This is a genomic window from Halogeometricum sp. S3BR5-2 (assembly GCF_031624635.1).
GTDB classification, from domain to species: domain Archaea; phylum Halobacteriota; class Halobacteria; order Halobacteriales; family Haloferacaceae; genus Halogeometricum; species Halogeometricum luteum.
The window spans coordinates 783,984-806,137 of record NZ_JAMQOQ010000001.1; the positions used below are offsets into that span (position 1 = coordinate 783,984).

23 protein-coding genes are annotated in these 22,154 nt (G+C 67.4%); 7 read left to right on the forward strand and 16 right to left on the reverse strand.

Annotation, left to right across the window (positions count from 1 at the left end; genetic code table 11):
* Window positions 1-11: 11 nt before the first annotated feature.
* Both NDI79_RS04055 and NDI79_RS04060 read left to right on the forward strand, forming a co-directional pair.
* A complete protein-coding gene (locus tag NDI79_RS04055) occupies window positions 12-704 on the forward strand; it encodes a type 1 glutamine amidotransferase domain-containing protein (RefSeq protein WP_310927160.1) in 693 nt (230 codons plus the stop codon).
* Window positions 705-774: 70 nt separating this feature from the next.
* Window positions 775-1,614 carry an SRA domain-containing endonuclease gene (locus NDI79_RS04060; protein WP_425499565.1) on the forward strand — a complete coding sequence of 280 codons (840 nt, stop codon included), beginning with the start codon at window positions 775-777 and terminating at the stop codon, window positions 1,612-1,614.
* 1 nt (window position 1,615) lies between these two features.
* On the opposite strand, the gene NDI79_RS04065 is transcribed toward NDI79_RS04060, so the two are convergent.
* Window positions 1,616-1,945, reverse strand: coding sequence for a transcriptional regulator (locus NDI79_RS04065; protein ID WP_310927161.1), 330 nt, complete (start codon window positions 1,943-1,945; stop codon window positions 1,616-1,618).
* Between the two features lie 137 nt (window positions 1,946-2,082).
* Here NDI79_RS04065 and NDI79_RS04070 point away from each other — a divergent pair, with 137 nt between their 5' ends.
* The gene (locus NDI79_RS04070; protein WP_310927163.1) at window positions 2,083-3,042 is read left to right on the forward strand and encodes a nucleotidyltransferase family protein; all 960 of its coding nucleotides are present in this window, start codon (window positions 2,083-2,085) and stop codon (window positions 3,040-3,042) included.
* Between the two features lie 29 nt (window positions 3,043-3,071).
* Here NDI79_RS04070 and NDI79_RS04075 read toward each other — a convergent pair whose 3' ends face one another.
* The 9 genes from NDI79_RS04075 to purB form a co-directional block, all read right to left on the reverse strand.
* On the reverse strand, window positions 3,072-3,812 hold the full coding sequence (locus tag NDI79_RS04075; protein WP_310927164.1) for a diphthine--ammonia ligase: 741 nt from the start codon (window positions 3,810-3,812) through the stop codon (window positions 3,072-3,074).
* An 80-nt stretch (window positions 3,813-3,892) separates the two neighbouring features.
* Window positions 3,893-4,846, reverse strand: coding sequence for a phosphoadenosine phosphosulfate reductase family protein (locus NDI79_RS04080; protein ID WP_310927165.1), 954 nt, complete (start codon window positions 4,844-4,846; stop codon window positions 3,893-3,895).
* Between the two features lie 148 nt (window positions 4,847-4,994).
* Window positions 4,995-5,966 carry a phosphoadenosine phosphosulfate reductase family protein gene (locus NDI79_RS04085; RefSeq protein WP_310927166.1) on the reverse strand — a complete coding sequence of 324 codons (972 nt, stop codon included), beginning with the start codon at window positions 5,964-5,966 and terminating at the stop codon, window positions 4,995-4,997.
* 157 nt (window positions 5,967-6,123) lie between these two features.
* Window positions 6,124-7,593, reverse strand: a complete 1,470-nt coding sequence (locus NDI79_RS04090; RefSeq protein ID WP_310927167.1) for an aryl-sulfate sulfotransferase — start codon at window positions 7,591-7,593, stop codon at window positions 6,124-6,126.
* Window positions 7,594-7,863: 270 nt separating this feature from the next.
* Window positions 7,864-8,427 carry a DUF7110 family protein gene (locus NDI79_RS04095; RefSeq protein ID WP_310927168.1) on the reverse strand — a complete coding sequence of 188 codons (564 nt, stop codon included), beginning with the start codon at window positions 8,425-8,427 and terminating at the stop codon, window positions 7,864-7,866.
* Window positions 8,428-8,561: 134 nt separating this feature from the next.
* Window positions 8,562-8,903, reverse strand: coding sequence for a glutaredoxin family protein (locus NDI79_RS04100; protein WP_310927169.1), 342 nt, complete (start codon window positions 8,901-8,903; stop codon window positions 8,562-8,564).
* Between the two features lie 156 nt (window positions 8,904-9,059).
* Window positions 9,060-9,701 (reverse strand): transcriptional regulator GfcR, encoded by a 642-nt coding sequence (gene gfcR / locus NDI79_RS04105; protein ID WP_310927170.1) that lies wholly within the window; start codon window positions 9,699-9,701, stop codon window positions 9,060-9,062.
* Window positions 9,685-10,764 (reverse strand): glucose 1-dehydrogenase, encoded by a 1,080-nt coding sequence (locus NDI79_RS04110; RefSeq protein WP_310927171.1) that lies wholly within the window; start codon window positions 10,762-10,764, stop codon window positions 9,685-9,687. The genes gfcR and NDI79_RS04110 overlap by 17 nt, the downstream gene beginning before the upstream one ends.
* Window positions 10,765-10,955: 191 nt before the next feature.
* Window positions 10,956-12,341, reverse strand: coding sequence for an adenylosuccinate lyase (purB, locus tag NDI79_RS04115; protein ID WP_310927172.1), 1,386 nt, complete (start codon window positions 12,339-12,341; stop codon window positions 10,956-10,958).
* Window positions 12,342-12,509: 168 nt separating this feature from the next.
* On the opposite strand from purB, the gene purH reads away from it, so the two are divergent.
* The gene (gene purH / locus NDI79_RS04120) at window positions 12,510-14,087 is read left to right on the forward strand and encodes a bifunctional phosphoribosylaminoimidazolecarboxamide formyltransferase/IMP cyclohydrolase (RefSeq protein WP_310927173.1); all 1,578 of its coding nucleotides are present in this window, start codon (window positions 12,510-12,512) and stop codon (window positions 14,085-14,087) included.
* A gap of 92 nt (window positions 14,088-14,179) precedes the next feature.
* On the opposite strand, the gene NDI79_RS04125 is transcribed toward purH, so the two are convergent.
* Window positions 14,180-14,617: a universal stress protein gene (locus NDI79_RS04125; RefSeq protein WP_310927174.1), complete on the reverse strand. Its 438-nt coding sequence runs from the start codon at window positions 14,615-14,617 to the stop codon at window positions 14,180-14,182.
* Window positions 14,618-14,720: 103 nt separating this feature from the next.
* Here NDI79_RS04125 and folP point away from each other — a divergent pair, with 103 nt between their 5' ends.
* Entirely contained in the window at window positions 14,721-17,222 is a 2,502-nt protein-coding gene (folP, locus tag NDI79_RS04130) for a dihydropteroate synthase (protein ID WP_310927175.1), read from the forward strand.
* Window positions 17,223-17,273: 51 nt separating this feature from the next.
* On the opposite strand, the gene NDI79_RS04135 is transcribed toward folP, so the two are convergent.
* A complete protein-coding gene (locus tag NDI79_RS04135) occupies window positions 17,274-18,098 on the reverse strand; it encodes a hypothetical protein (RefSeq protein WP_310927176.1) in 825 nt (274 codons plus the stop codon).
* Between the two features lie 82 nt (window positions 18,099-18,180).
* Here NDI79_RS04135 and NDI79_RS04140 point away from each other — a divergent pair, with 82 nt between their 5' ends.
* Both NDI79_RS04140 and NDI79_RS04145 read left to right on the forward strand, forming a co-directional pair.
* The gene (locus NDI79_RS04140) at window positions 18,181-18,927 is read left to right on the forward strand and encodes an NRDE family protein (protein WP_310927177.1); all 747 of its coding nucleotides are present in this window, start codon (window positions 18,181-18,183) and stop codon (window positions 18,925-18,927) included.
* A 25-nt stretch (window positions 18,928-18,952) separates the two neighbouring features.
* Window positions 18,953-19,306: a helix-turn-helix transcriptional regulator gene (locus tag NDI79_RS04145; protein ID WP_310927178.1), complete on the forward strand. Its 354-nt coding sequence runs from the start codon at window positions 18,953-18,955 to the stop codon at window positions 19,304-19,306.
* Window positions 19,307-19,495: 189 nt separating this feature from the next.
* On the opposite strand, the gene psmA is transcribed toward NDI79_RS04145, so the two are convergent.
* Genes psmA through NDI79_RS04165 form a run of 4 tightly spaced genes read right to left on the reverse strand, consistent with a single transcriptional unit; the run spans window position 19,496 to window position 22,130 of the window.
* Window positions 19,496-20,272: an archaeal proteasome endopeptidase complex subunit alpha gene (psmA, locus tag NDI79_RS04150; protein WP_310927179.1), complete on the reverse strand. Its 777-nt coding sequence runs from the start codon at window positions 20,270-20,272 to the stop codon at window positions 19,496-19,498.
* A 6-nt stretch (window positions 20,273-20,278) separates the two neighbouring features.
* Window positions 20,279-20,758, reverse strand: coding sequence for an Rpp14/Pop5 family protein (locus NDI79_RS04155; RefSeq protein ID WP_310927180.1), 480 nt, complete (start codon window positions 20,756-20,758; stop codon window positions 20,279-20,281).
* Window positions 20,759-20,770: 12 nt separating this feature from the next.
* Window positions 20,771-21,409 carry a class I SAM-dependent methyltransferase gene (locus NDI79_RS04160; protein WP_310927181.1) on the reverse strand — a complete coding sequence of 213 codons (639 nt, stop codon included), beginning with the start codon at window positions 21,407-21,409 and terminating at the stop codon, window positions 20,771-20,773.
* Entirely contained in the window at window positions 21,393-22,130 is a 738-nt protein-coding gene (locus NDI79_RS04165) for an RNase P subunit p30 family protein (RefSeq protein WP_310927182.1), read from the reverse strand. The genes NDI79_RS04160 and NDI79_RS04165 overlap by 17 nt, the downstream gene beginning before the upstream one ends.
* Window positions 22,131-22,154 lie beyond the last annotated feature (24 nt).

The window sequence follows — 22,154 nt, forward strand, 5'->3', positions numbered from 1 at the left end:
GGAGAAACACCATGTCCGATACGACAGCGCTGTTCGTCGTCAGCGAGGCGGGGTATTGGGGCGAAGAGTGCACCGAACCGCTGACCACGCTCTCGGACGCCGGCGTCGACGTCACCGTGGCGACGCCGACGGGCGAGAAACCGGTCGTCGACGAGCGCTCCGTCGACCCCGACGAGGTCGGCGAGGAGACCTCCGAGGAGGTCTTGGAGGTCCACGAGAACGACGAGCGACTGGCGAACCCCGAGCCGATAGCGACGGTGGACGCCGCGGACTACGACGTCGTCGTGTTCCCCGGCGGGCACGGCACCGCGTGGGACATCAACCAGGACCGCCACGCCCGGCAGGCCCTCCTGAGCGCCGTCGGCGGCGACGACGGGAAGGCGCTGGTCGTCTGTCACGCCGTCGGACTGCTCGGTTTCACCCGCGAGGCCGACGGGAGTTTCCTCGTCGAGGACCGCGAGGTCACCGGCTTCCCCAACGAGTGGGAGGAGGGAATCGTCGACGAGAACGACCTGATGCCCGACGGCCGGAAACTCCCCTACTGGGTCGAGGACGAGGTGAAGGCCGCCGGCGGCGTCTGGGACGCCGAACTCGACGCGGACGAGAGCGTCACCGTCGACGGCGACCTGATCACCGCGCGCGGCCCCGGGTCCTCGCACGCCGCGGCCGAGACGCTGCTCGACGAACTCGGTATCGAGGCGTAGAGAAAGGGGAGAACGCCCCGGAACCGTTCCGGTCACCAACACTTTTTGCGGCGGGAGGCGACCGGGGGACGTGCGACTCGCGGACCTCGAACTCGAACCCGGCGCCGCCTACGACGCCTCGGACCTGCGCGAGGCGTTCGACCGCGGGATGACCGGCCGGGGCATCGAAATCTGTTACGACGCGGACGAGCAGCGCTACCTCCGACTGTTCTCCGCCGACACCGGCCCCTACGCCGACGAGGTGACCGGCGGCCAGTTCACCTACGTGGGCGAGGGGCAGACGGGCGACCAGACGCTCACGGCCGGCAACCGCTATCTGGCGAACGCCGCGGACGCGCCGCTCCCGATATTCTTCTTCCATCGGCGAAGCGACGGCGCCGCGTGGGAGTACCAGGGACAGGTGGACGTCGTGGATTGCGAGGCCGTCGAGGAGGACGGGCGCCGAGTCTATCGGTTCACCCTCCAGCGACGCGGCGAGGGGAGGGAGCGAATCGACCGCGCGGAGGCCGCCGCGGACCTCGACGCGCCGGAGCGAGTCGAGACGAGTCGGACCCGAGTCGTCCGAAACACGCCGCTGGCGACGGCGTTGAAGCGGCGGTACGACTTCGCGTGTCAGGTCTGCGGCGCGCGCCGGCGACGAGAAGCCGAGGAGGGGTACTCCGAGGCCCACCACGTCAGACCGCTCGGACGCCCGCACGACGGCCCCGACGCGGAGGCGAACCTCCTCGTCCTCTGTCCGAACCACCACGCCGACTTCGACTACGGCCTCGTCACCGTCGACCCGGATTCGCACCGCATCGCGCACGCCTACGACGCCGTCGTCGACGGCGGGACGCTGTTCGTCCGCGGGGACCACGCGCTCGACGCGCGGTTTCTGGAGTATCACAACCGCGAAATCGCGGAGTTTTAGCCTACTCTATCTTGAACACGGCCTCCTCGATGCGCTCGGAACGGCAGTCCGGGCACCGTGAGGGGTAGTTCACGGGGTCGTCGAACGCGGAGAAGCCGCACTCGCGGCACTCCGGCGGCGCGACGAGAAACCGCTCCTCGCCGCTCGAGTCGACCGACTGGGCGACGTGTCTCAGGTGGCGGTACGCCGACGACTGCGGGACGCCGACCGTCTCCGAGAGTTCGCTCGCCGTCCGCGGCGCCTCCCGCAGGGCGTCGGCGATGCGCTGGCGCGTCGTCGCGTCCGAATCCTGATCCCGATTCCGGTCTCGGTCCGGGTCCGACTCCGACATGCCCTCGCGTAGGCGCCGAGCGGTGGTTAGTCCTTCCGCCCGCCTCCCGGTTCGACCCGCCGCAGTGGTTCGAAGTTAGTATCACGAAACGGGCAAGATGGGAAAAGAACTTGACAGAGCGGTAAGTCCATTCGAGCATGAAGGCAGTCGTCCTTGCAGGAGGGTACGCGACGCGAATGTGGCCCATCACGAAACACCGCCCCAAGATGTTTCTCCCGGTGGGCGAGGAGACGGTGATAGACGTCATCTTCGAGGACTTAGAGGAGGACGACCGCGTCTCGGAGGTGTTCGTCAGCACGAACGAGCGCTTCGAGGAGGTGTTCGAGGAGTACCTCGCGGACTCGCCGTTCGAGAAGCCGACCCTCTCCGTCGAGGAGACGGTCGAGGAGGACGAGAAGTTCGGCGTCGTCGGCGCGCTCGAACAGCTCATCGACCGCGAGAACGTCGAGGAGGACCTCGTCGTCATCGCCGGCGACAACCTGCTGTCGTTCGACGTGAGCGAGTTCGTCGACTTCTTCGAGGAGAAGAACACCCCCTCTATCGCCGCCTACGACGTGGGTTCGAAGGAGCGGGCGAAGTCGTACGGCCTCGTCGAACTGGAGGGCGACAAGGTGGTCAACTTCCAGGAGAAGCCCGACGAGCCGAACAGCACGCTCGTCTCCATCGCCTGCTACGCGTTCCCGGCGGAGACGCTGCCGAAGTTCGACGAGTACCTGACGGGCGGCAACAACCCCGACGAACCCGGCTGGTTCATCCAGTGGCTCCAGGGCAAGGGCGACGTGCACGCGTTCACGTTCGACGGCGCCTGGTTCGACATCGGAACGCCCGAGAGCTACCTCGACGCGGTGTCGTGGTATCTCGGCGGCGAGAACTTCATCCACGAGACGGCGAGCGTCGAGAACAGCGACCTCGGCGAGAACGTCCACGTCATGGCCAACAGCGTCGTCGAGGACTCGACGCTGGAGAAGACGGTCATCTTCAAGGACTCGATCATCCGCAACGCCGACATCCGCAACACCATCGTCGACGAGGACACCCACATCGAGAACCTCGACCTCTCGAACGCCCTCATCGGCGCGCACTCGCACCTCGAATAGCGGTCGGCGCGGAGGCCTGACGGCCCCGATTACTCCGCTTTTTCCCGCTCGCCGAGGCGCGCGTCCGTCACGTCGATTCGACCGCGCGTCCCCTCCCACACCGTCTCGTACTCCAGTTCGATGGGTCGGGCCATGTGCGGGCCGTCGGTGACGAACGTCTCGAACTCGCCGCCCTCGCCGAGGGGGTGGACGCCGTACCGCTCCTGTAATTCTACCAGTTCCTCCAGCGCCTCCCGGTCGAGCGTCCGGCCGAGCCACGACTCGTCGAGGCCGTGCGCCGCCACCTGCACGATTGTTATCTCGAAGCCGGCGTCGAGCATGGCTTCGCCGAGTTCGCGGGGGTCCTCCCGCCAGAGCGGCGCGAACAGGTCGATGCCGAGGCGGTCGCACATCGCCTGGATGCGGTTCGTCTGGAACTCGCTCTCTATCGCGCCGGCGGTGACGCCCGCGAGGTCGAGGTCCGAAGCGAGGTCCCGGAGCGCCGCTTCGAGCGGTTCGAGTTCGGCGTCGCCCTGCGCGCCGGAGTCCGTCGCGTCCGCCGCCCCGAGGTCGTCGGGCGTCACCTCCACGAGGTCGATACCGACGCTCTCGGCCGCCAGCGACGCGAGGTGCGTCGCCGGAACGTGGTACATGTAGGAGTCGGAGCCCTCGCCGGGGTGGACGGTCAGCAGTCGGGTGACGTTCAGTCCCGCCTCGAGCGCGCGGTAGAGCGCCCACGAGGAGTCCTTGCCGCCGGAGAAGAGGCCGACCCAGTCGCCGGATTCGGTCATTGGAGGCGGTAGAGCGGAGCGTCGTATACCTCCTCCGGTTCCGCGGACCGCGGCCGAGAGAGCGCCGAACTACGCGTGGATTACATGTAGCCGAGGTCGCGCAGGCGGCCCATCAGGTCCTCTTTGTCCTGCGCGCGGCCCGCCCGCTCCTTGCTCGCGCCGAGGTCCTGCACCCACGCCGGGCGGTCGTCGGACTTCGCGGACCCCGACTCGGTGCCGAGCGAGCGGAACCCCTCGAAGTACTTCGGCGAGACGGGGATATCCGTCGCCTCGATTCCCTCCGGGAAGTCCTCGGAGTGTTCGGGAACGCGGCCCGTCGGGTAGCCGTCGGTCGCGTCGGGGACGATGTAGTCCCAGAACGCCGCCCAGATGTCGGCCTCCTCGAACTGGAGGATGGAGTGGACGCGGTCGTGCGGCGGGTACTTCTCGGAGTCGTGTCGCGGCGAGAAGAACGTCTCGCCGGCGCGGGACTCCTGTTCGTCCCAGCGGACGCCGGAGAAGATGCCGTCGAACTCGCGTTCGGTTATCACGTCGTTCAGCGCCACCGTCTTCAGCAGGTGGTTCCCCTCGAAGGAGTCGGCGTCGAGGGTGAGCGTCTCGCCCTCGTGCTCCAGTCGTTCGAGTTCGCGGCGGTTCCCCGCCGAGAGGTCCGAGAGGGGAATCTCGTCGCCGGGGGTGGCCCCGAGACGGACGAAGTCGTCGTTCTTCGCGACCACGAGGTCGAGGTCCCAGGCGTCGGTCCAGCGTTCGACGAACGCGACGGTCTCGGGGAAGTGCTCGAAGTGGTCGATGAACACGACGGGCGGGACGTCGACGCCCATCTCGGCGGCGACTTCGCGGACGACGTAGAGGACGACGGTGGAGTCCTTCCCGCCGGTCCACATGACCGCGGGTCGCTCGTACTGTTCGAGGGCCGCGCGCGTCACCTCGACGGCTTTGCCCATCTTGTCTTCGAGCGTCGGGTAGTCGGCGGCGCTCTCGCCGCGGCCGGCGTCGTAATCGAGCGTCACGTACGAGGGGAAGGAGGAAGTCATTCGATACGACCTATCGCGCGGCGAGGATATCACTGTTGCGTGGCTACTCGTTCGCACGGCGCGTACGCGTCGCTCAGGAGTCGAACGCTCGAAAGAATGGTCCGCGTGGTTCGCCGGACGGGCGCGCGCGTTCAGGTGCGTCCCGACTTCACATGTAGCCGAGGTCGCGCAGGCGCTCCATCAGGTCCTCTTTGTCCTGTGCGCGGCCCGCGCGCTCGGTCGTGTTCTCCATGTCCTGCAGCCACGCCGGTTCCTCGGTGGTCTTGTCGGTGGACACCTCGCTGCCCAGCGAGCGGAAGCCGGCGAAGTACTTCGGCGAGACGGGGATGTCGTCCTGCGTTAGACCGTTCGGCAGGTCGTCGGCCGACTGCGGGACGTAGCCGTCGTCGGGGTAGCCCTCGACCGTATCCGGAACGACGAAGTTCCAGAACGCGTCCCAGACGGACGCCTCGTCGAACTGGAGGATGGGTTGGATGCGGTCGTGCGGCGGGTAGATGTCGGGGTCGTGCCGCGGCGAGAAGAACGTCTCGTCGGCGCGGGCCTCCTGTTCGTCCCAGCGGACGCCGGAGATGACGCCGTCGACGTCGTACTCCTCGAGGGCGTCGTTCAGCGCCACCGTCTTCAGCAGGTGGTTGCCGACGTAGGTGTCGAGCAGGAACGGGAACGTGTCCTCCTCGTACTCCAGTAGGTTCCGGATGTGGTGCTGGTTGTGCTCCGACAGCGCGTCGACTTCGATGTCGTCGCCGGGTTCGAGGTCGTGTTCGTCGACGTACTGGCCGACGTCCTCGTTGCGGGCGTAGATGACTTCGAGGTCCCACTCGTCGGCCCACTTGTCGACGAAGTCGTGAATCTCGTCGAAGTGCTGGTAGTGGTCGATGAAGACGGCCGGCGGCACCTCGTAGCCGTGCTTCTCTGCCACCTCCTTGATGAAGTACAGACAGAGCGTGGAGTCCTTGCCGCCCGTCCACATCACGACGGGGTTCTCGTACTGTTCGAGGCCGTCCTTCGTGACTTCGATGGCCTTCTCTATCTTGTCCTGGATGGACGGATAGTCGTCGGGGGTCTCTCCTTCGCCGTCCGTGTAGTCGACGTCGAGGTAGTCGGGGAAGCCTTCCGGCATACAGTAATTACATCTAATTACAGCCCTAAAGCGTCTTTCATCCTGTTCAGGCCGTGGGAACGACTTCCGTGCGGCGATAGCGCTCTCGCGGCGCGCGTGCGACCCCCAGCGCGCGGGAGCGGCGTGCGCGTTCTCCCTCGGTCGCGACTCGCTCCGCCTACGGCCGACGCGAGGAGACGCGCGCCGCCGCGGACGCGGCGGCCCAGAGCGCGCCGACGGCACCCGCTCCGAGGGCGAGCGTCACGTCGAGGGCCGAGACCCACGACGGGAGGACGTACAGGAGGCCGTGGAGGACGCGGGGCGGGACCACGGAGACGAGCGAGTAGCGGACGTACTCGACCGCGGGTCCGACCGCTCCGAGCGCTCGGGCGGCGACGGAGTTCTCCGTCTCCGAGGCGGCGTCCGCCGGGGGCGTCGCGTCGAGCGACGGGCCCACCGCCGCGCCCCGCATCGAGGTGTTCCCGTCCCCGACGAGCGAACTCGGCCGCCGGGACCGGAGGTCGAGTTTCGCCGCGCTACTCCCGCCGGCGCTCTCGTCGCCCGTGCCGAGGAGTTCCACGTCGTAGCTGCCGGTCGGGAACCGCTTCGACCACGCGACGGCGCCGCTCTCCTCGACACTCAGTATTCGCTGGCCGTGCGAGTCCGCGACGAGCGTCCGGCCGGACGGGAGTCGGTCCGCGTCCCGGGGCCACTGCAGCGTCGTGTCCCGCCACGTCCAACTCCGCGTCCACGACCCGTTTGCTCGTTGAAACTCGACGAGGCGGTTGTTCTCCGAGTCGGCGACGACGACGGCCGGCCCGCCCCTCGATTCGGGGATGTAGTCGGGGTTGTGCGCCTCGAAGAGGACGCCGTGCGCGCCGTCGGCGCCGAGCGTCCAGTTCGACTGCACCCCTTCACCGGGTTCGACGAACACGACCTGGTCCTGATTGCGGAGGTTCACCATGACGCGGCCGTCGGAGAGCATCTCCACGTCGTTGACGTGCGTCCAATCGGAGGGGTAGCTCCCGCCGCTCTCCGGCGCGAACGCCTCCGCGGCGCGCCACTCCCAGACGGTTTCGCCCGTCGTCACGTTCACCATGTACACCCGGTCGGGGTAGCTGATGTCGGCGACGAGGAACGTCGACTCGTTCACCCGGTCGACGTCGTGTATCTGCGTCGACCCGTTGCGCCGGTGGACGCGCTCGTACACCCGAGTCACCTCCCCGGTGGAGAGGTTCACCCGCTCGATGACGTTCCGCAGGCAGGCGTCGCCCGCGCAGGCGCTCTCGTCGGCCGCGTCCGAGGCGACGTACGTCACGGTGCGGTCCCTTCCGGGCGTCGGGTCGACGTCGTGGTACAGCGTCAGCGAGTCGTTCCGGTAGACGACCCGTCCGTCGGCATCGTAGGCGACTAGCTGTCCCGGTCCCACGCCGTCGATAGTGGCGACGACGCGGGCGGGGCCGACGCCGCCGTCGACGTCGGCCGGTTCGCCCGCCGCCGCGTCCCCGACGGGGTCGACGGGGTCGTACGTCAGAAACGAGACGCCGGCGGAGAGAAGCGCGAGGGCGAGGAAGCCGACGAAGGCGAAGCGGAGTCCCCGGACCGCGGCGGTCCGACTCGGAAGGCGGGAGCGCCGCTCGCCGGTCATTCGGCCCCCGGGTCGACGCGGCGGCGCTTCCCCTCGCTCTCCCCCCGTCCGCGTTCCGCCCGCCGGCGGTCGGCGGAGCGGGAGACTATCGTCTCGCGGAAACTGTCGTCCACCATCCGGTCTGCGAGACAGGCCGACGGCGGAAACCTCTGTCGCTCGGCGTCGCCGTCGCTCCGTTCTCGAACGCGGACGCTGTCGGGGCGAGGAGAGGACGAGGACGAGAAACGCGCCGTGAGGAACAGCCGTCGGCGACCGGACAGAACGAGGGAGTTAGCTGATGAACTTGTTGTCGCGCCAGTTGACGCCGCCGCCGCCGGACCCGCTCTTCGAGGGGTTCTCGACGACTTCGATGGTCGCGGGGCGCTCTTCGCCCTCGACGATGCGCGTGGCGTCGAGTTCGCCGTCGGACTCGGTGATGGCGGTGAGCGTCCCCTTCTCGGCTATCAGCGCGAGTTCGCGGAGGACGAGGAACATCGGGAACTGGAGGGCGGTGTTCTGGAGAACCGTCTCCCGGTCGCCCTTGAAACACGCGAACTCGACGAGTTCGGAGGGAATCTCCTCCTCTTCCTCGCCCCATCGCGGGGCGCCCGCGCGCGGCGGTTCCTCCTCGTACACCCGGTTCTCGGTGACGCTCGCTTTGAGTTGCGCCGTCGGGGTGTACTTGCTGAGGCTGTCGTCGGCCGCGACGGCCTTGAGGATGAGCGTGTTGTTCCGGCGGGTGACTTCCACGTCCTCGACTTCCGGCGGGAGGTCGGGGTCGTTCTCGAAGAACTCCATGACGTCTTCGAGTGGCAGTTCGAGCGTTGAGTGAAGTCGGAATACGCGGCCTGACATTGTTGGAGCAGTATCGGTTGGTGCTGGCGCGCGGCGGCGCGACGTCGATACCTGTGTTGATGTACGGTCTGCGAACTTATTAGGCCTACTCTTTGATTCGTCCGTGCGAACTGAAATACAACTCTCGCGGGCGGTCAGGCCGACACCGTCTCGCCGAGTTCGCCGCGCTCGTCGAGTTCCGAGAGGATGTCGCTCCCCCCGACGAACTCGCCCTTCACGTACGCCTGCGGGATGGTCTCCCAGCCGCTGTGTTCGTTCAGGGCGGCGCGGTAGGCGTCGAGGGCGGGGAGGACGTCCACCGTCTCGAACTCCTCGCGGTGCTTGCCGAGGAGTTCGACGGCGCGGGCGGAGTAGCCGCACTGCGGCATCAGGCGGTTGCCCTTCATGAACAGCACCACCTCGTTCGACTCGATGAGGTCGTCGACGCGCTCTCGAATCTCCTCTTCGGACAGGTCGCTCCCGGGTTGAAACGTCATGCGCCGAGATAGGGGACGGCGCGTCAAATGGGTTGCGTCGTCGGCGTCCCGTGTTCGGTGTCCCGCGGCGGACGACGGACGGTGGCCGGCGGGCAGCGAACGGCGAACGGCGAACGGCGAGTGACGCGGGACGCGGGACGCCGAGAGGCGCCGTGCCTACTCCCGACCGACGCCGACCACGTCGATGAGCGAGTAGACCGGGACGTCGTCTATCTCTTCGAGGCCCTGCTTGTCGACGATGACGACGCAGGCGACGGGCCGGCCGCCCTCCTCGCGGATGGCGTCGATGGTCTCTCGCATCGTCGTCCCCGAGGTGACGGTGTCGTCGACGACGTAGCACTGCCGGTCGCGTATCTGCGAGAAGTTCCGCGAGAACGACCCGCCGAGTTCGTCGATGTCGCCCTCCTCCCACTGGTGCTTCGCGGGCGCGTACGTCCCGAGGTCCGTGTCGAGTTCCTGCGCGACGACGGTGGCCAACGGCGCCCCCGCCTTCTCGATGCCGATGGTGAGGTCGACGTCGTCGCCCTCCCCCTCCAGCAGGTCCGACATCGCGCGCGCGACGTACCCCATGCGCTTGGAGTCGCGGCCGATGGCGCTCCAGTCGACGTGAATGTCCTGCGGTCCGCTCGCCTCGGGGGCGGTGGCCGCCGTCCGCTCGGGGCTCGACGCGCCGCTTCGGTCGACGAGCCAACTGGCCGTCTCGCGGGAGACGTTCAGTTCGTCGGCGATTTCCCCCTTCGACAACCCGCGGTCCGCGAGTTCTGCCGCGCTCTCGATGAGATCATCGACGTTCTTCATACGTATCGAATTGAACGGCTGTTTTTATAGTGGTATCGTCGTCGTCGAACGCCGACGCGAAGTCGTCGAGGCCGTACACGTTCGTGACCAACGCGTCCGTGAACCACGGGGGGAGTTCGGCCAGCGTGTCGACGGCCGACTCGAAGTGGCTGACGTGGGAGTTGACGCTCCCGACGAGCGCCTTGTTCTGCATGACGAGTTCGTTGTGCAGCGACCCGCCGTCTATCTCGAACTCCCACGGGCCGGGGACGCCGAGCAGCGCCGCGACGCCGTTCGGCGCGAGGGCGTGGACGCTCTCGAAGGCGTGTTTCGCGTAGCCCGTCGCCTCGAAGACGAAGTCCATCGGCTCGAACGCCTCCGGCATCGCATCGGCGGGCGTCTTCCGGGAGTCGACGTACGTCGCTTCCAGTTCCTCGATGATGTCGATTGTCGCGTCGGGCCGGTCCCGGCGGCCGAGACAGTACAGACGTTCGTAGCCGAACTTGTCCCGCAGGAGCGCGAGCGTCAACAGTCCGAGGCTCCCGTTGCCGAGGACGGCCCCCGCTTCCGGTTCCCACGTGAAACTCGACCGGGAGGCGTACGCGAGTTCGACCGCCTTCTCGGCGATGGATATCGGTTCGACGAGGAAGCCGAGGTCCGCGAGCGACGCCGGAACCTCCACGAGGAACTCCTCGTCGCTGACGAAGTACTCCGCCATGAACCCGTGCGCGCCGAGGATGCCGCGCTCGTGGTACATCCCCTCGGGTGCCATGTCGGGTTCGCCGCGCTCGAAGTACTCGTTCTCGCCGTTCGGCGGCCGTCGGACCGTCGGGACGACCACGTCGCCCGCCTCGAACCGGGTGCCGTTCGGGTCCTCGACGACGCCGACCGCCTCGTGGCCGAGGACGAGGTGGTCCTCCCCGTCGGGGAACCCGCCGTGCCCGCCCGCGATGACCTCGTGGTCGGTACCGTCGACGCCGACGGAGAGGGTGCGAACGAGGGCCTCACCCGTCGACGGCGTCGGGCGCGGCTTGTCCACGAGGACCGGCCGGTTCTCGCCCTGTTTCACTGCGATTGCTCTCATGTCGCACGCTACGACCCCAGCCACCAAAAGATTTATTCTATGATGAGTAAAGGGAGGCGAGCGGTGAGGGCCGCGCCGCGCCGGCCCGTGGCGTCACAGGAATTCTAGCCCGAGTCGGCGCTCGCCGGACGTGTCGCATCTCCGCCCGCTCCCGTCTCCGCTGTTCGGGGCTCCGCGCGTTTCGAACTATCCTACAGTTCGTCCACGAGTTCCTCGCCGAGACCGACGTACGTCGCCGGCGACAGCGTCCGCAACTCCTCCCGCACCGACTCGTCGACGTCGAGTTCGTCGAACAGGTCGCGGAAGTCTCCGAGCGTCACCGCGCGCCCGCGCGTGAGTTCCTTCACCCGTTCGTACGCCTCGGTGTCGCCCTCGCGCCGGAGGATGGTCTGGACCGCCTCGCCGATGAGTTCGGGGTGCGCCTCCAGTTCCTCGCGCATGACGCGCTCGTTCGGGACGACCTTCTCCAGACCCGCCGCCGTCTTCCCGTAACCGATGAGGCAGTGCGCGAACGCCGACCCGACGTTCCGCTTGACCGTCGAGTCCGAGAGGTCACGCTGGAGGCGGGAGTTCGTCACGTAGTCCGCGAGGAAGGTGAGGTCGGAGTTGGCCTTCGAGAGGTTTCCTTCGCTGTTTTCGAAGTCGATGGGGTTCACCTTGTGCGGCATCGTCGAGGACCCCGTCTCGCCCTCGGTGGTCTCCTGTCCCAGATACTTCTGCGAGACGTACAGCCACACGTCGCGGTCCAAATCGAGGAGGACGTTGTCGACGCCGCGGAGGGCGTCGAACACGGTGGCGAGGTCGTCGCAGGGGTTCACCTGCGTCGTCAGCGCGGCGTGTTCGAGGCCGAGGCTCTCGACGAACTGCTTCGAGAACGCCCGCCAGTCCACCTCGGGGTAGGCGGCGACGTGCGCCGCGTACGTCCCCGACGCGCCCGCGAGTTTCCCCGAGAGCGCGTCCGTCGCCTCCTTCACCCGGCCGAGTTGCGTGCCGAGTCGGGCGGCGTAGACGGCCATCTCTTTCCCGAACGTCGTCGGCGTCGCGGGCTGACCGTGCGTCCGCGCGAGCATCGGCGTCGCGCGGTGCTCCCGCGCGAGGTCCGCGAGTTCGTCGCGCACCTCCTCCACCGCAGGGACGAGCACCTTCTCCACGGCCGGCTTGGCGAGCAGACGCTGCGCGAGGTTGTTCACGTCCTCCGAGGTGAGCCCGAAGTGAATCCACGGGTGGACCCGGTCGTCCGTCTCCGTCCGGACGAAGTACTCGACGGCTTTCACGTCGTGATTCGTGGCCGAGTACCCCGCCGCGCCCTCGGTTTCGAGGCGCTTGACGAGGCGGGCGTCCTCGCCGTCGAACTCCTCGTAGAGGCCGCGAACCGCCTCGCGCTCCGACTCGGAGAGCGACAGCGGCGTCGCGTCGAGGTCCGCGAGGGCGAGGAGGTACTCGGCCTCGACGCGGACGCGGGCGCGCATGAGGGCCGCCTCGCTGGCGTACGGGACGAGCGGTTCGGTTCGGCCGGCGTATCGACCGTCCAACGGCGACACGGCGGCGAGCGGGTCCGAGCGGGAGAGGTCGTCCATGCGCGAGGATGCCGCCGGACGCCGCAAAAGCGTGTCGATGGACTATCCCACTCCCGTGCATACATTTCGGGTGTCCGCGCGCTCACAGCGCCGTTTGTGTACTCGAACGTGTACACTTCGGCGCTGAAGACCGCAACTGTTTTTCTCCCGGCCCGAGGCACTCCAGACATGACCAAGATCGCCGGTCTGGCGAGCAATCGCGGGCGGAACCTCCTGCACATCGACGAGCGAGCGCCCGGCGGGGCGGAACTCGCCGTCGTCCTCGCGAACGAGGAGGGGGCGCCCGTCCTCGACGCCGCCTCCGAGCGGGGGGTTCCCACGGAGGTCGTCGAACGCGACGCCGAGGAGTCCCGCGAGGCCCACGAGCGCCGCGTTCTCGAACGCCTCTCGGGGTACGACTTCGACCTCGTCTGCCTCGACGGCTACATGCGCATCCTCACCGAGGCGTTCGTCGAGGAGGCGCCGACGACGCTCAACGTCCACCCCTCCCTGCTCCCCTCGTTCCCCGGCATGGACGCCCACGAACAGGTGCTCGACGCCGGCGTCCGCACCACCGGCTGTACGGTACACGTCGTCACCGAGGAGGTCGACGCCGGCCCCATCGTCACGCAGGAGGCCGTCCCCGTCTACGAGGACGACGACGAGGACTCCCTCAAGGCGCGCGTCCTCCGCGAGGGGGAGTTCACGGCGTACCCGCGCGCGGTCCGTTGGTTCGCCGAGGGCCGCGTCGACGTCGAGGACGGGACGGTGACCGTCGACGGCGACCGCGGCGGCGACTTCCCCGAGCGTCGCCTCGTCTCCGACGACAAGGCCGCCGAACTCCGCTACGGGGAGAACCCCCACCAGGACGCCGCCGTCTACGCCGACGACGCCTGCGAGGAGGCCTCCGTCGTCCGCGCCGCCCAACTGAACGAGGGCGCGAAGGCGCTGTCGTACAACAACTACAACGACGCCGACGGCGCCCTCAACCTCATCAAGGAGTTCGACGAACCCGCCGCGGCGGTCATCAAACACACCAACCCCGCCGGGTGCGCCACCGCGGACTCGCTGGCGGAAGCGTACGAGGACGCCCTCTCGACGGACGCGATGAGCGCCTTCGGCGGCATCGTCGCCCTCAACCGCGAGTGCGACGCCGAGACGGCCGAACTCGTCGTCGACTCGTTCAAGGAGGTCGTCGTCGCGCCGGGCTACACCGACGCCGCCCTCGACGTGCTGACCGGCAAGGAGAACCTCCGCGTCCTCGACGTGGGCGAACTCGGCGAACGGACGGATCGACTCACCGAGAAACCGCTCGTCGGCGGTCGACTCGTGCAGGAGCGAGACCTGTGGGCGCCGACCGTCGACGACTTGGAGGTCGTCACCGAGACCGAACCCACGGACGAGCAACTGGAGACGATGCTGTTCGCGTGGAAGGTGCTCAAACACGTGAAGTCCAACGGCATCCTGTTCGCCGACGGGACGGAAACCGTCGGTATCGGCATGGGACAGGTCTCTCGCGTCGACGCCGTCCGCCTCGCGGCGATGAAGGCCGAAGAGCACGCCGAGGGCAAGGGTCCCGAAGGGACCGTAATGGCCTCGGACGCGTTCTTCCCGTTCCCGGACGGCATCGAGGAGGCCGCCGACGCCGGCGTCGAGGCCGTCATCCAACCCGGCGGCTCCGTGAACGACGAGGACGTCATCGCCGCCGCGGACGAACGCGGCGTCGCGATGGCGTTCACAGGCCGGCGGTCGTTCAGACACGACTGAACGTGGTGATGGAGCGTCTGAGTCTCGAAAGACGAGGCCGGCGAGTCTTTCGGTCGTTCAGACACGACTGAGCGCAGGCGAGGGAACCCGAGTCACTCCTCGCCGATGCTCACCACGAGGATGGGCCGGTCGGTGTTCTCGACCACCCGCTCCGTGACGCTGCCGAGACTCGCCAGTTTGTCCCGACCCGTTCGGCCGTGCGTCCCCATCACCACGAGGTCCACGTCCGCCTCCTCGGCGTAGTCGAGGATGCATTTGTACGGGACGCCGTCGCGGACGGCGGTGACGCACTCCGCGTCCGCCCCTCGGACCGTCTCGGCCACGTCGTCGACGGCGGCCTCGGCGTCCTCGTGCAGCGACTCCCGCAGTTCGTCCTTCTGGTCGTCGCTCGCCGCCAGGTAGAGCCGTCGGTCCACGACCGAGAGCACGTGGACCGTCGCCCCCGAGAGGGAGGCGACTTCGAGAGCGTGTTCGAGCGCTTTCTCCGTCCCCTCGCTGCCGTCCGTCGGAACCAGAATCGAGTCGTACATCGAGGGGGACTTAGTCGCCCTCGATAATTAATATCCGTCCGGAGTTCCCCGCAGAAGTGGGCCGGTTCGACACTCCTAAGCGAGACGCTCGTGACGTGCGCGTATGCAGTACCACGAGGCGGTGGGCTTTCTCTTCGACCTCCGCCGGTTCCAGGTCAAACCGGGGACGGCGTCGGTTCGGGCGCTCCTCGCCGAGTTCGACGACCCGCAGGAGGACGTGGCGTTCGTGCAGGTGGCGGGGTCGAACGGCAAGGGGAGCACGGCCCGGATGACCGAGTCGGCCCTCCGGGAGGCCGGACTGAGCGCGGGTCTCTACACGTCGCCGCACTTCGAGACGCTGCGCGAGCGAATCCAGGTCGACGGGCGGAAGATACCCGAGGCGGCGGTCTGTGAGTTCGTCGAACGCGCGAAACCGTGGCTGGTCGGACGGGCCGCCGACGGCGACCCGCTCACGTTCTTCGAGGTGATGACGGCGCTGTCGGTCTGGTACTTCGCCGAGGCCGACGTTGACGTGGCCGTCCTCGAAGTCGGCATGGGCGGGAAGATGGACGCGACGAGCGTCGTCGACCCCGTCGCCGCCGCGGTGACGAACGTCTCGCTCGAACACACGGCCGTCCTCGGCGATACGGTGGAAGCGATAGCCGAGAAGAAGGCCGCCGTCGCCCCCGCGGGCCGACCGCTCGTGACCGGCGCGACGGGCGCCGCGCTCTCGACTATCCGCGAACGGGTCGGGAACGTCGTCACCGTCGGCGCGGAGGGGACGAGAGAGTCCTCCGGGGCCGACGCCGAGGCGCCGGACGTGACCGTGCGCTCGAAGGGACGCGTGAACCACCAGGAGTCCGCCGTCAGCGTCGCCGGCGGCGACTGGCGCGTCGAGGGACGGGTCCCGCTGCTCGGCGCCTATCAGGCGGAGAACGCCGGCATCGCCTGCGTGCTCGCTCGACAGGTGGCCGACGAACTCGGCGTCGGAGCCGAACTCGACGCCGGGACGCTCGAACGCGGCCTGCGGACCGCCCACTGGCCCGGTCGCTTCGAGGTGATGGAGACCGACCCCTACGTCGTCCTCGACGGCGCGCACAACCCCGGCGCCTGCGAGTCCCTCGCCACCGTCTTCGACGACTTCGACGCCGAAGACCTGCACCTCGTCTTCGGCGCGATGCACGACAAGGACCACCGCGAGATGGTCGAGGCCCTTCCCGACCCGGACTCCGTCGTCACCTGCCGGCCGAACAACCCCCGCTCGGAGGACCCCGAGGTGCTCGCCCGCGTGTTCGAGGACGCCGGCGTCGGGGAGGTGACCGTCGGGAACGACGTGGCCTCGGCGCTCGCGTCGGCCCGCGAACGCGCCGACGAGGGCGACTGCGTGCTCGCCCTCGGGTCGCTCTTCCTCGTCGCGGAGGCGCGCGCGACGTGGACGCGCGTCGTGACGCCGGTGGACGTCCGCGACCGCTCGGACGCCGACCGGGTGCTCGAACGCGCGCACGTCGAACGCGCGGAGGCCGCCGCGGCGGGCGAGGACGTCGTCCACCGCACCGTCACGCTCCCCCTCCAGCGCCGGCAGGCGCGCACCGCGGAGATGGCGATGCTGGAGGCCGGCGGCGACTGCGCCGTCTCGGCGGACGCCGGCGACGGCGAACTCGCTCGGGCGGTGTTGTCGGGAACGCGCTCGGAGTTCGAGGGGCTGACCGAGCGACTCGCCGACGCGCCGTACGGGTTGCCCGACGTCGCCGCGGACGTACGGGCGCGGGTCGGCCTCGACGCCGAAGAGGGAGGCAGCGCGACCGACTCGGAGTACCCGTGGAACGACGGCACGGCGGTGATGGGCATCCTGAACGTCACGCCGGACAGTTTCCACGACGGCGGCGAGTTCTACGACACGACCGCCGCCCTCGAACGCGCCGAGGCGATGGTGGAAGCGGGAGCGGATATCATCGACATCGGCGGGGAATCCACCCGACCCGGCGCGGAGGAGGTGCCCGTCGACGAGGAGATTCGCCGCATCGTCCCCGTCATCGAAGCCTTGGCCGACGTGGACGCGCTTCTCTCCGTGGACACCAGGAAGGCGACCGTCGGCGAGGCGGCCCTCGACGCGGGCGCCGACATCCTCAACGACGTGACCGGTCTCGAAGACCCGGAGATGCGCTTTCTCGCCGCCGAACGCGACGTGCCGGTCATCGTGATGCACAGCATCGACGCGCCCGTCGTGCCCGGCAAAGACGTCGACTACGACGACGTGGTCGACGACGTCATCGACGAACTCGGAGAGCGCATCCTCCTCGCGGAGAAGGCGGGCGTCCCGCGCGAGAACGTCATCGTCGACCCCGGCATCGGCTTCGGCAAGTCGAAGGCGGAGAACTTCAAGATACTCGACAGATTAGGGGAGTTCGACGCCCTCGGCTGTCCGCTGCTGTTCGGCCACTCGCACAAGTCGATGTTCGAACTCGTGGGAGCGGACGCGGGCGACAACCCCGTCGCCACCGCCGCGGCGTCGGCCCTCGCGGCGGACCGCGGCGCCGACATCGTCCGCGTCCACGACGTCCCCGAGAACGTCACCGCCGTGAACGTGGCGCTGGCGACGCGGGACTCCGGACAGTTCGAGGAGTAGTCCTACGACTTTCATAGGATTTAATTCAATCCCCAATCAGTCTGAATTCACTCACGGCAAATCCAAATGTTTGTGTCTTTGTTCAATAGACTCTCCCTGGTTAGTAAGCTCATTCAGCTCGGTCTGAAACCTATTTCTAATCTCAGTACTTAGCCAATCTAATAATTCCACGAGTAGCTCATGGTAATTTGCACAGCTATCGGAGATACTCATGTCACTCCTCTGGATGTTGTAGAGATAGTATTGAGACGGACTATCCCACCAATTCTGATTCTCTGGTTGTAACCTATCGCGTTTTATTATAACGTCTTTTTCTGGAGTATCTTCTGGGTGTAATTGGAATGTGTGTTTTGAACGGGGAGGAAGATAAGCCTCGTGTAAATAAATATCTCGTAAGTTGTTGAAGAATGATCTATAGTAGTGAAGTTCTAGATTTTCCTCTTTTGCCTCAAAGTCACTGATTATCCCACTACCAGATTCTAATTTCTCAAGTTGGCATAGTAGTGGCTCTTGATTCCTCATATTCATATTACCACCAACAAGATGTTCGGAAAGCGCTTTTGTTACAGCTACAAAATTAATCAGATATCTGACAACGTCCCACGCTAAACGCTTAGACTGATCACTAGTAATTGATTCGTTGCTATTTTTGAAATCACTAAGTGCCTCTTCTAGGTCTTCGTAATTGGCCGTAACCATGTACCGAAGCTTATCTAAATCACCAATAATTCTATCAACCTCCCATCCATCGGTATCTTTTAACTCTGAAATCTGCTCGATGAGAGAGTCAATATCCTCATCACTGGCATTGTTCTGCGGGTGATTTTTGGCTCTTTCAAGGTCGTCGATGTAGGGTATATTCGGAACCTTGCCCATACAGTGCCTTTTCGCAAAACTACTTCAGATTGCATGCAAGGCCGCCGAACCGTTTTCTCGCCGCCGCCCCTAGACGAGTCCCGTGTGCACTCTGACCATCGCGTGGCAGGCGTTCGACGCGGCGCCCGTCGTCGTCGCCGCCAACCGCGACGAGGCGCTGGACCGACCCTCGACGCCGCCGGGCGTCGTCGACGGCGACCCGGCGTTCGTCGCCCCCGGAGATAGCGAGGCGGGCGGGACGTGGGTCGGCTACAACGACCGCGGCGTCTTCGTCGGAATCACCAACCGGTGGGTCGACGTCGCGGGCGGCGGCGAGCGCTCTCGCGGTCAGTTGGTCGTCGACGCCCTCCGCGCCGAGAGCGCAGCGGCCGCCCGCGAGACGGTCGAATCCGCCGTCGAGGCGGACGTCTACGACGGCTTCAACCTCGTCGTCGCCGACGCCGCCGACGCGTTCGTCTTCGAGTGGGACGGGTCGCTCCGGACGACGCGACTCGACCCGGGCGTCCACGTCGTCGTCAACGTCGGCTACGACGGCGACTTCTTCGAACCCGCGGCGCGACCCGAAGCGGGGCGGAAGCAGGCCGACAACGCTCGGCGCGTGCGCGAGGCGTTGCTTCCGAAGGCGGAGTCCCCCGAGGCGTGGCGCGACCGGGCGGCGTCGGTGCTCGGCGACCACGAGTACGGCGTCTGCGTCCACGACCCGGAGGGCCGCTACGGCACTCGCTCGTCGTCGCTCATCACGCTGTGGGCCGACGGCGGCGCCGACTACGACTTCGCCCCCGGGCCGCCCTGCGAGACGCCCTACGAGCGGGTCGAAAGTCAGGTTTAAACGGGTCGCGGGCGACCCCTCGTACATGAGCGCAGGCGAGGCCGAGGCCAATCTCTCGGAGGACGAACGCGCGGGACTCGAACTCATCCGGGAGAGCGGCGGCATCCATCAGAGCGACTTCTGGAAGGAACTGGACATCACCTCCCGGAAGGGGAGCCGAATCGCCGAGCGTCTGTTCGAACTCGACCTCATCGAACGCGAGGACACGGTGTACAACGGACACAACACCTACTACCTCGAACCCACGGCCCGCGACCTCGACTTCGCGATGCTGATGGCCGGCGACATGCTGTCGCCGTTCATCGGCGAGGAGGAGGTCAACCCCAACAGCAACGCGTTCTCGCAGTGGCTGATGAACCTCGCGTACGAGGAGTACTGAGGCGACGCGCTCGGTCGTTTTCTCGCGGAGCGAAAGGAGACCGGAAGTCGCATCGCTCGCGGTCGGTCGGGTCCGGTGCGATGCGCGGACGGTACAGACGGCTCTGAGCGGTCTACGAAGTCCGAAAAGGGAGCCCGAAACCGCGGGACGCGGCGGGTGGTCGTCGCTCCGCGGCGCGTCGGCGGGGCGTTACTCCGCCGTCTCGTCGCCGTCGCCGTCCTCGCCGTCGTCTTCCGCGGGTTCGAGGTCGTTCTCGGCGATGTACTCCGAAATCTCGTCGTTCGTCAGTTCGACGAACTTCTCGGTTTCGCCGGAGACGGTGCCGACGTCGACGCCGCCGGCGTCGAGTTCGTCGTCGTTCGTCGAGGCGATGGCGCGGAGGGCGAGGCCGATGCCCTCGTCGAGGGTGAGGTCCTCGCGGTAGTTCTCCTCGAGGTAGTCCTGAAGGTCGCCGCGGTCGGCGCCGATGGAGACGGCCTTCCACTCGTACGGCGTCCCGGAGGGGTCCGTCTCGTACAGGCGCGGCGTGCCGTTCTCGATGCCGCCGATGAGGAGGGCGACTCCGAACGGGCGGGCGCCGCCGACCTGCGTGTACTGCTGGATGTGGTCGGTGACGTTCTTCGTCAGCGTCTCGATGCCGATGGGTTCGCCGTAGCGGAGGCGGTTGACCTGCGCCTGCCGCCGGGCGAAGTCGATGAGTTGGCGCGCGTCGGCGACGTGGCCGGCCGAGGCGATGCCGATGTGGTCGTCGGCCTTGTGGATCTTCTCGACGCTCGTCGGTTCCATGAGCGGCGAGCGCGACCGCTTGTCCGCGGCGAGAACGACGCCCTCGGAGGTGCGGACGCCGATGCTCGCCGTGCCTCGCTTGACTGCTTCACGCGCGTACTCTACTTGGTAGAGACGACCGTCGGGCGAGAAGATGGTGATCCCGCGGTCGTATGCCTGCTGTTGGGCTTGTCCCTGCATAAGTTATCACTCGAAATCGAGTTGCGTCGCGCCGACGAAGCCGCCCGTCCCGCGAACGTCGACCCGTGAACCACGGACGACGGCGGACCGCGACTCGTTCTCGAACGCGACGTCTCTCTGTTCCGAGTTTCCGGCCCGGCGTCCTAAATACCTTTCTTCACAGGCGCGCACCGTCCCGGAGACGCCGGCGACCCGGACGCCGACGGGCGACCCGTTCACCTCGGAGATGCAGGCCAAGGCCGCCCGCGCCCGGCCTTCCGTCCCGCGGTACGCCCGGACCACCGTCTCGCCGTCGCCGTCGGCGAACGAGAAGGAGAGCACCGTCAGGTCGGCCGCGGCGCTCCCCGCGTCGCCGTAGAGGTTCTGCGCGGCGTACCACAGTTCGCGCTGGAAGTCCCCCCTGTCGATGCGGGCGTCGGGCCACGACTCCACCTCGACGGCGAGGTAGCGCCACCGCGGTTGGAGGTGCTTTGGGAGGTGTTTCATCGTTCTCTCAGCTCACTCTTCGACGGAGATGCGGTCGCCCGCGTCGCCGAATCGCTCGGCCACGAGGACGCCGACCTGGTCGTGGACGCGTTCGACGGCGGTGAGCACGAACCCCTCGTCGGTGAGGGCGTCCGCGAGTTCCCCGACCGTCGCCGGGTCGTCCACCTCGGGGCTGTAGAACGGTTCTTCGGGGTCCGGTTCCCCGAAGAACATCACGTCGCCCAGGACGAACCGGTCGGGGTCGAGGTCCGCGATGACCGCGATGGCCTCGCGTTTCTCCTCGTCGGAGAGGTGGTGCATCGCGAAGTTCGAGACGACCACGTCCACTTCGCCGTCGTAGTTCGGGTCGCGGAAGCGGCCCTCGCCGAACTCGACGTTCGTGATACCCTCCGCCTCAGCCTTCTCCCGCGCCCGTTCGAGCATCCCCTCGCTGATGTCGCGGCCGACGACGCGCTTGGCCTTCGGCGCGAGGGCCAAGGCGATAGCCCCCGTCCCCGTCCCGAGGTCCAAGACGACGTCCTCGGCGGTCGGCGCGGCGTGTTCGACCACGAGGCTCGCGCAGGCGCGGTACTCCTCGGAGTCCTGCGACTCGTCGTAGTCGGCGGCGATGGACGAGAAGCGGTCGGCGTGTTCCTCAATCGTCTTCTTCATACCGACCACGTTCGACACCCGGGGCTATGAACGACTCGGACAGTCGCTCGCGGTTCCGGGCGGCGATTCGTTTCCACTCCGCGAGGCCCTCCCGGACCCACTCGGCGCCGAGTCCGATTTCCTCCCCCACCGCCGCGAGTTCTCGCGGGGCGCGGAGTTCGAGATGCGACCGGGCGTTCGCGCTGACGACGTACGGCGCGTCGTAGTGGTCGAGGATGCGCTTCAGTTTCCGCAGGTCGTCGAGGTGCCGGACGCGGTGTCCGCCGGTCGCCCGGAGGGCGGGGCCGAGGTCGAACTCGATGCGGACGCCGTTTCGTTTCGCGGCCTTCGCCAGCACGTGATTCACGTCGCCGTCACCGGACCGTGTCTGATGGCCCGACGGACCGCGTCCGTCGACGTCGCCCGCGAACGGTCGGGAGAGGACGTCTACGCGGTCCTGCTCGACGGCGAAGCGGTTCAGCCGGTCGGTCCCGCCGCGGACGAGCACGACGGTCCGGTCGGGTCGGAAGTTCCCCACCGCGCCGCTGGCCTGTTCGGGGCCGTCGGCGACGATTTCGACGCCGTCGACCACGTCGCAGTCGGCTCCGTCCAACTCCCCGTACTCCGGTCGGGCGTCGTCGGCGCGGACGACCACGCCGTCGTACCCCTGCCTCGCGGCCGTCGCGGCGAACCGCGCCGCGGTGCTGTCGCCGTCGGGGTGGGCGTGGACCGCCTCGTACATACCCGACCCGACTCCGCCGACGGG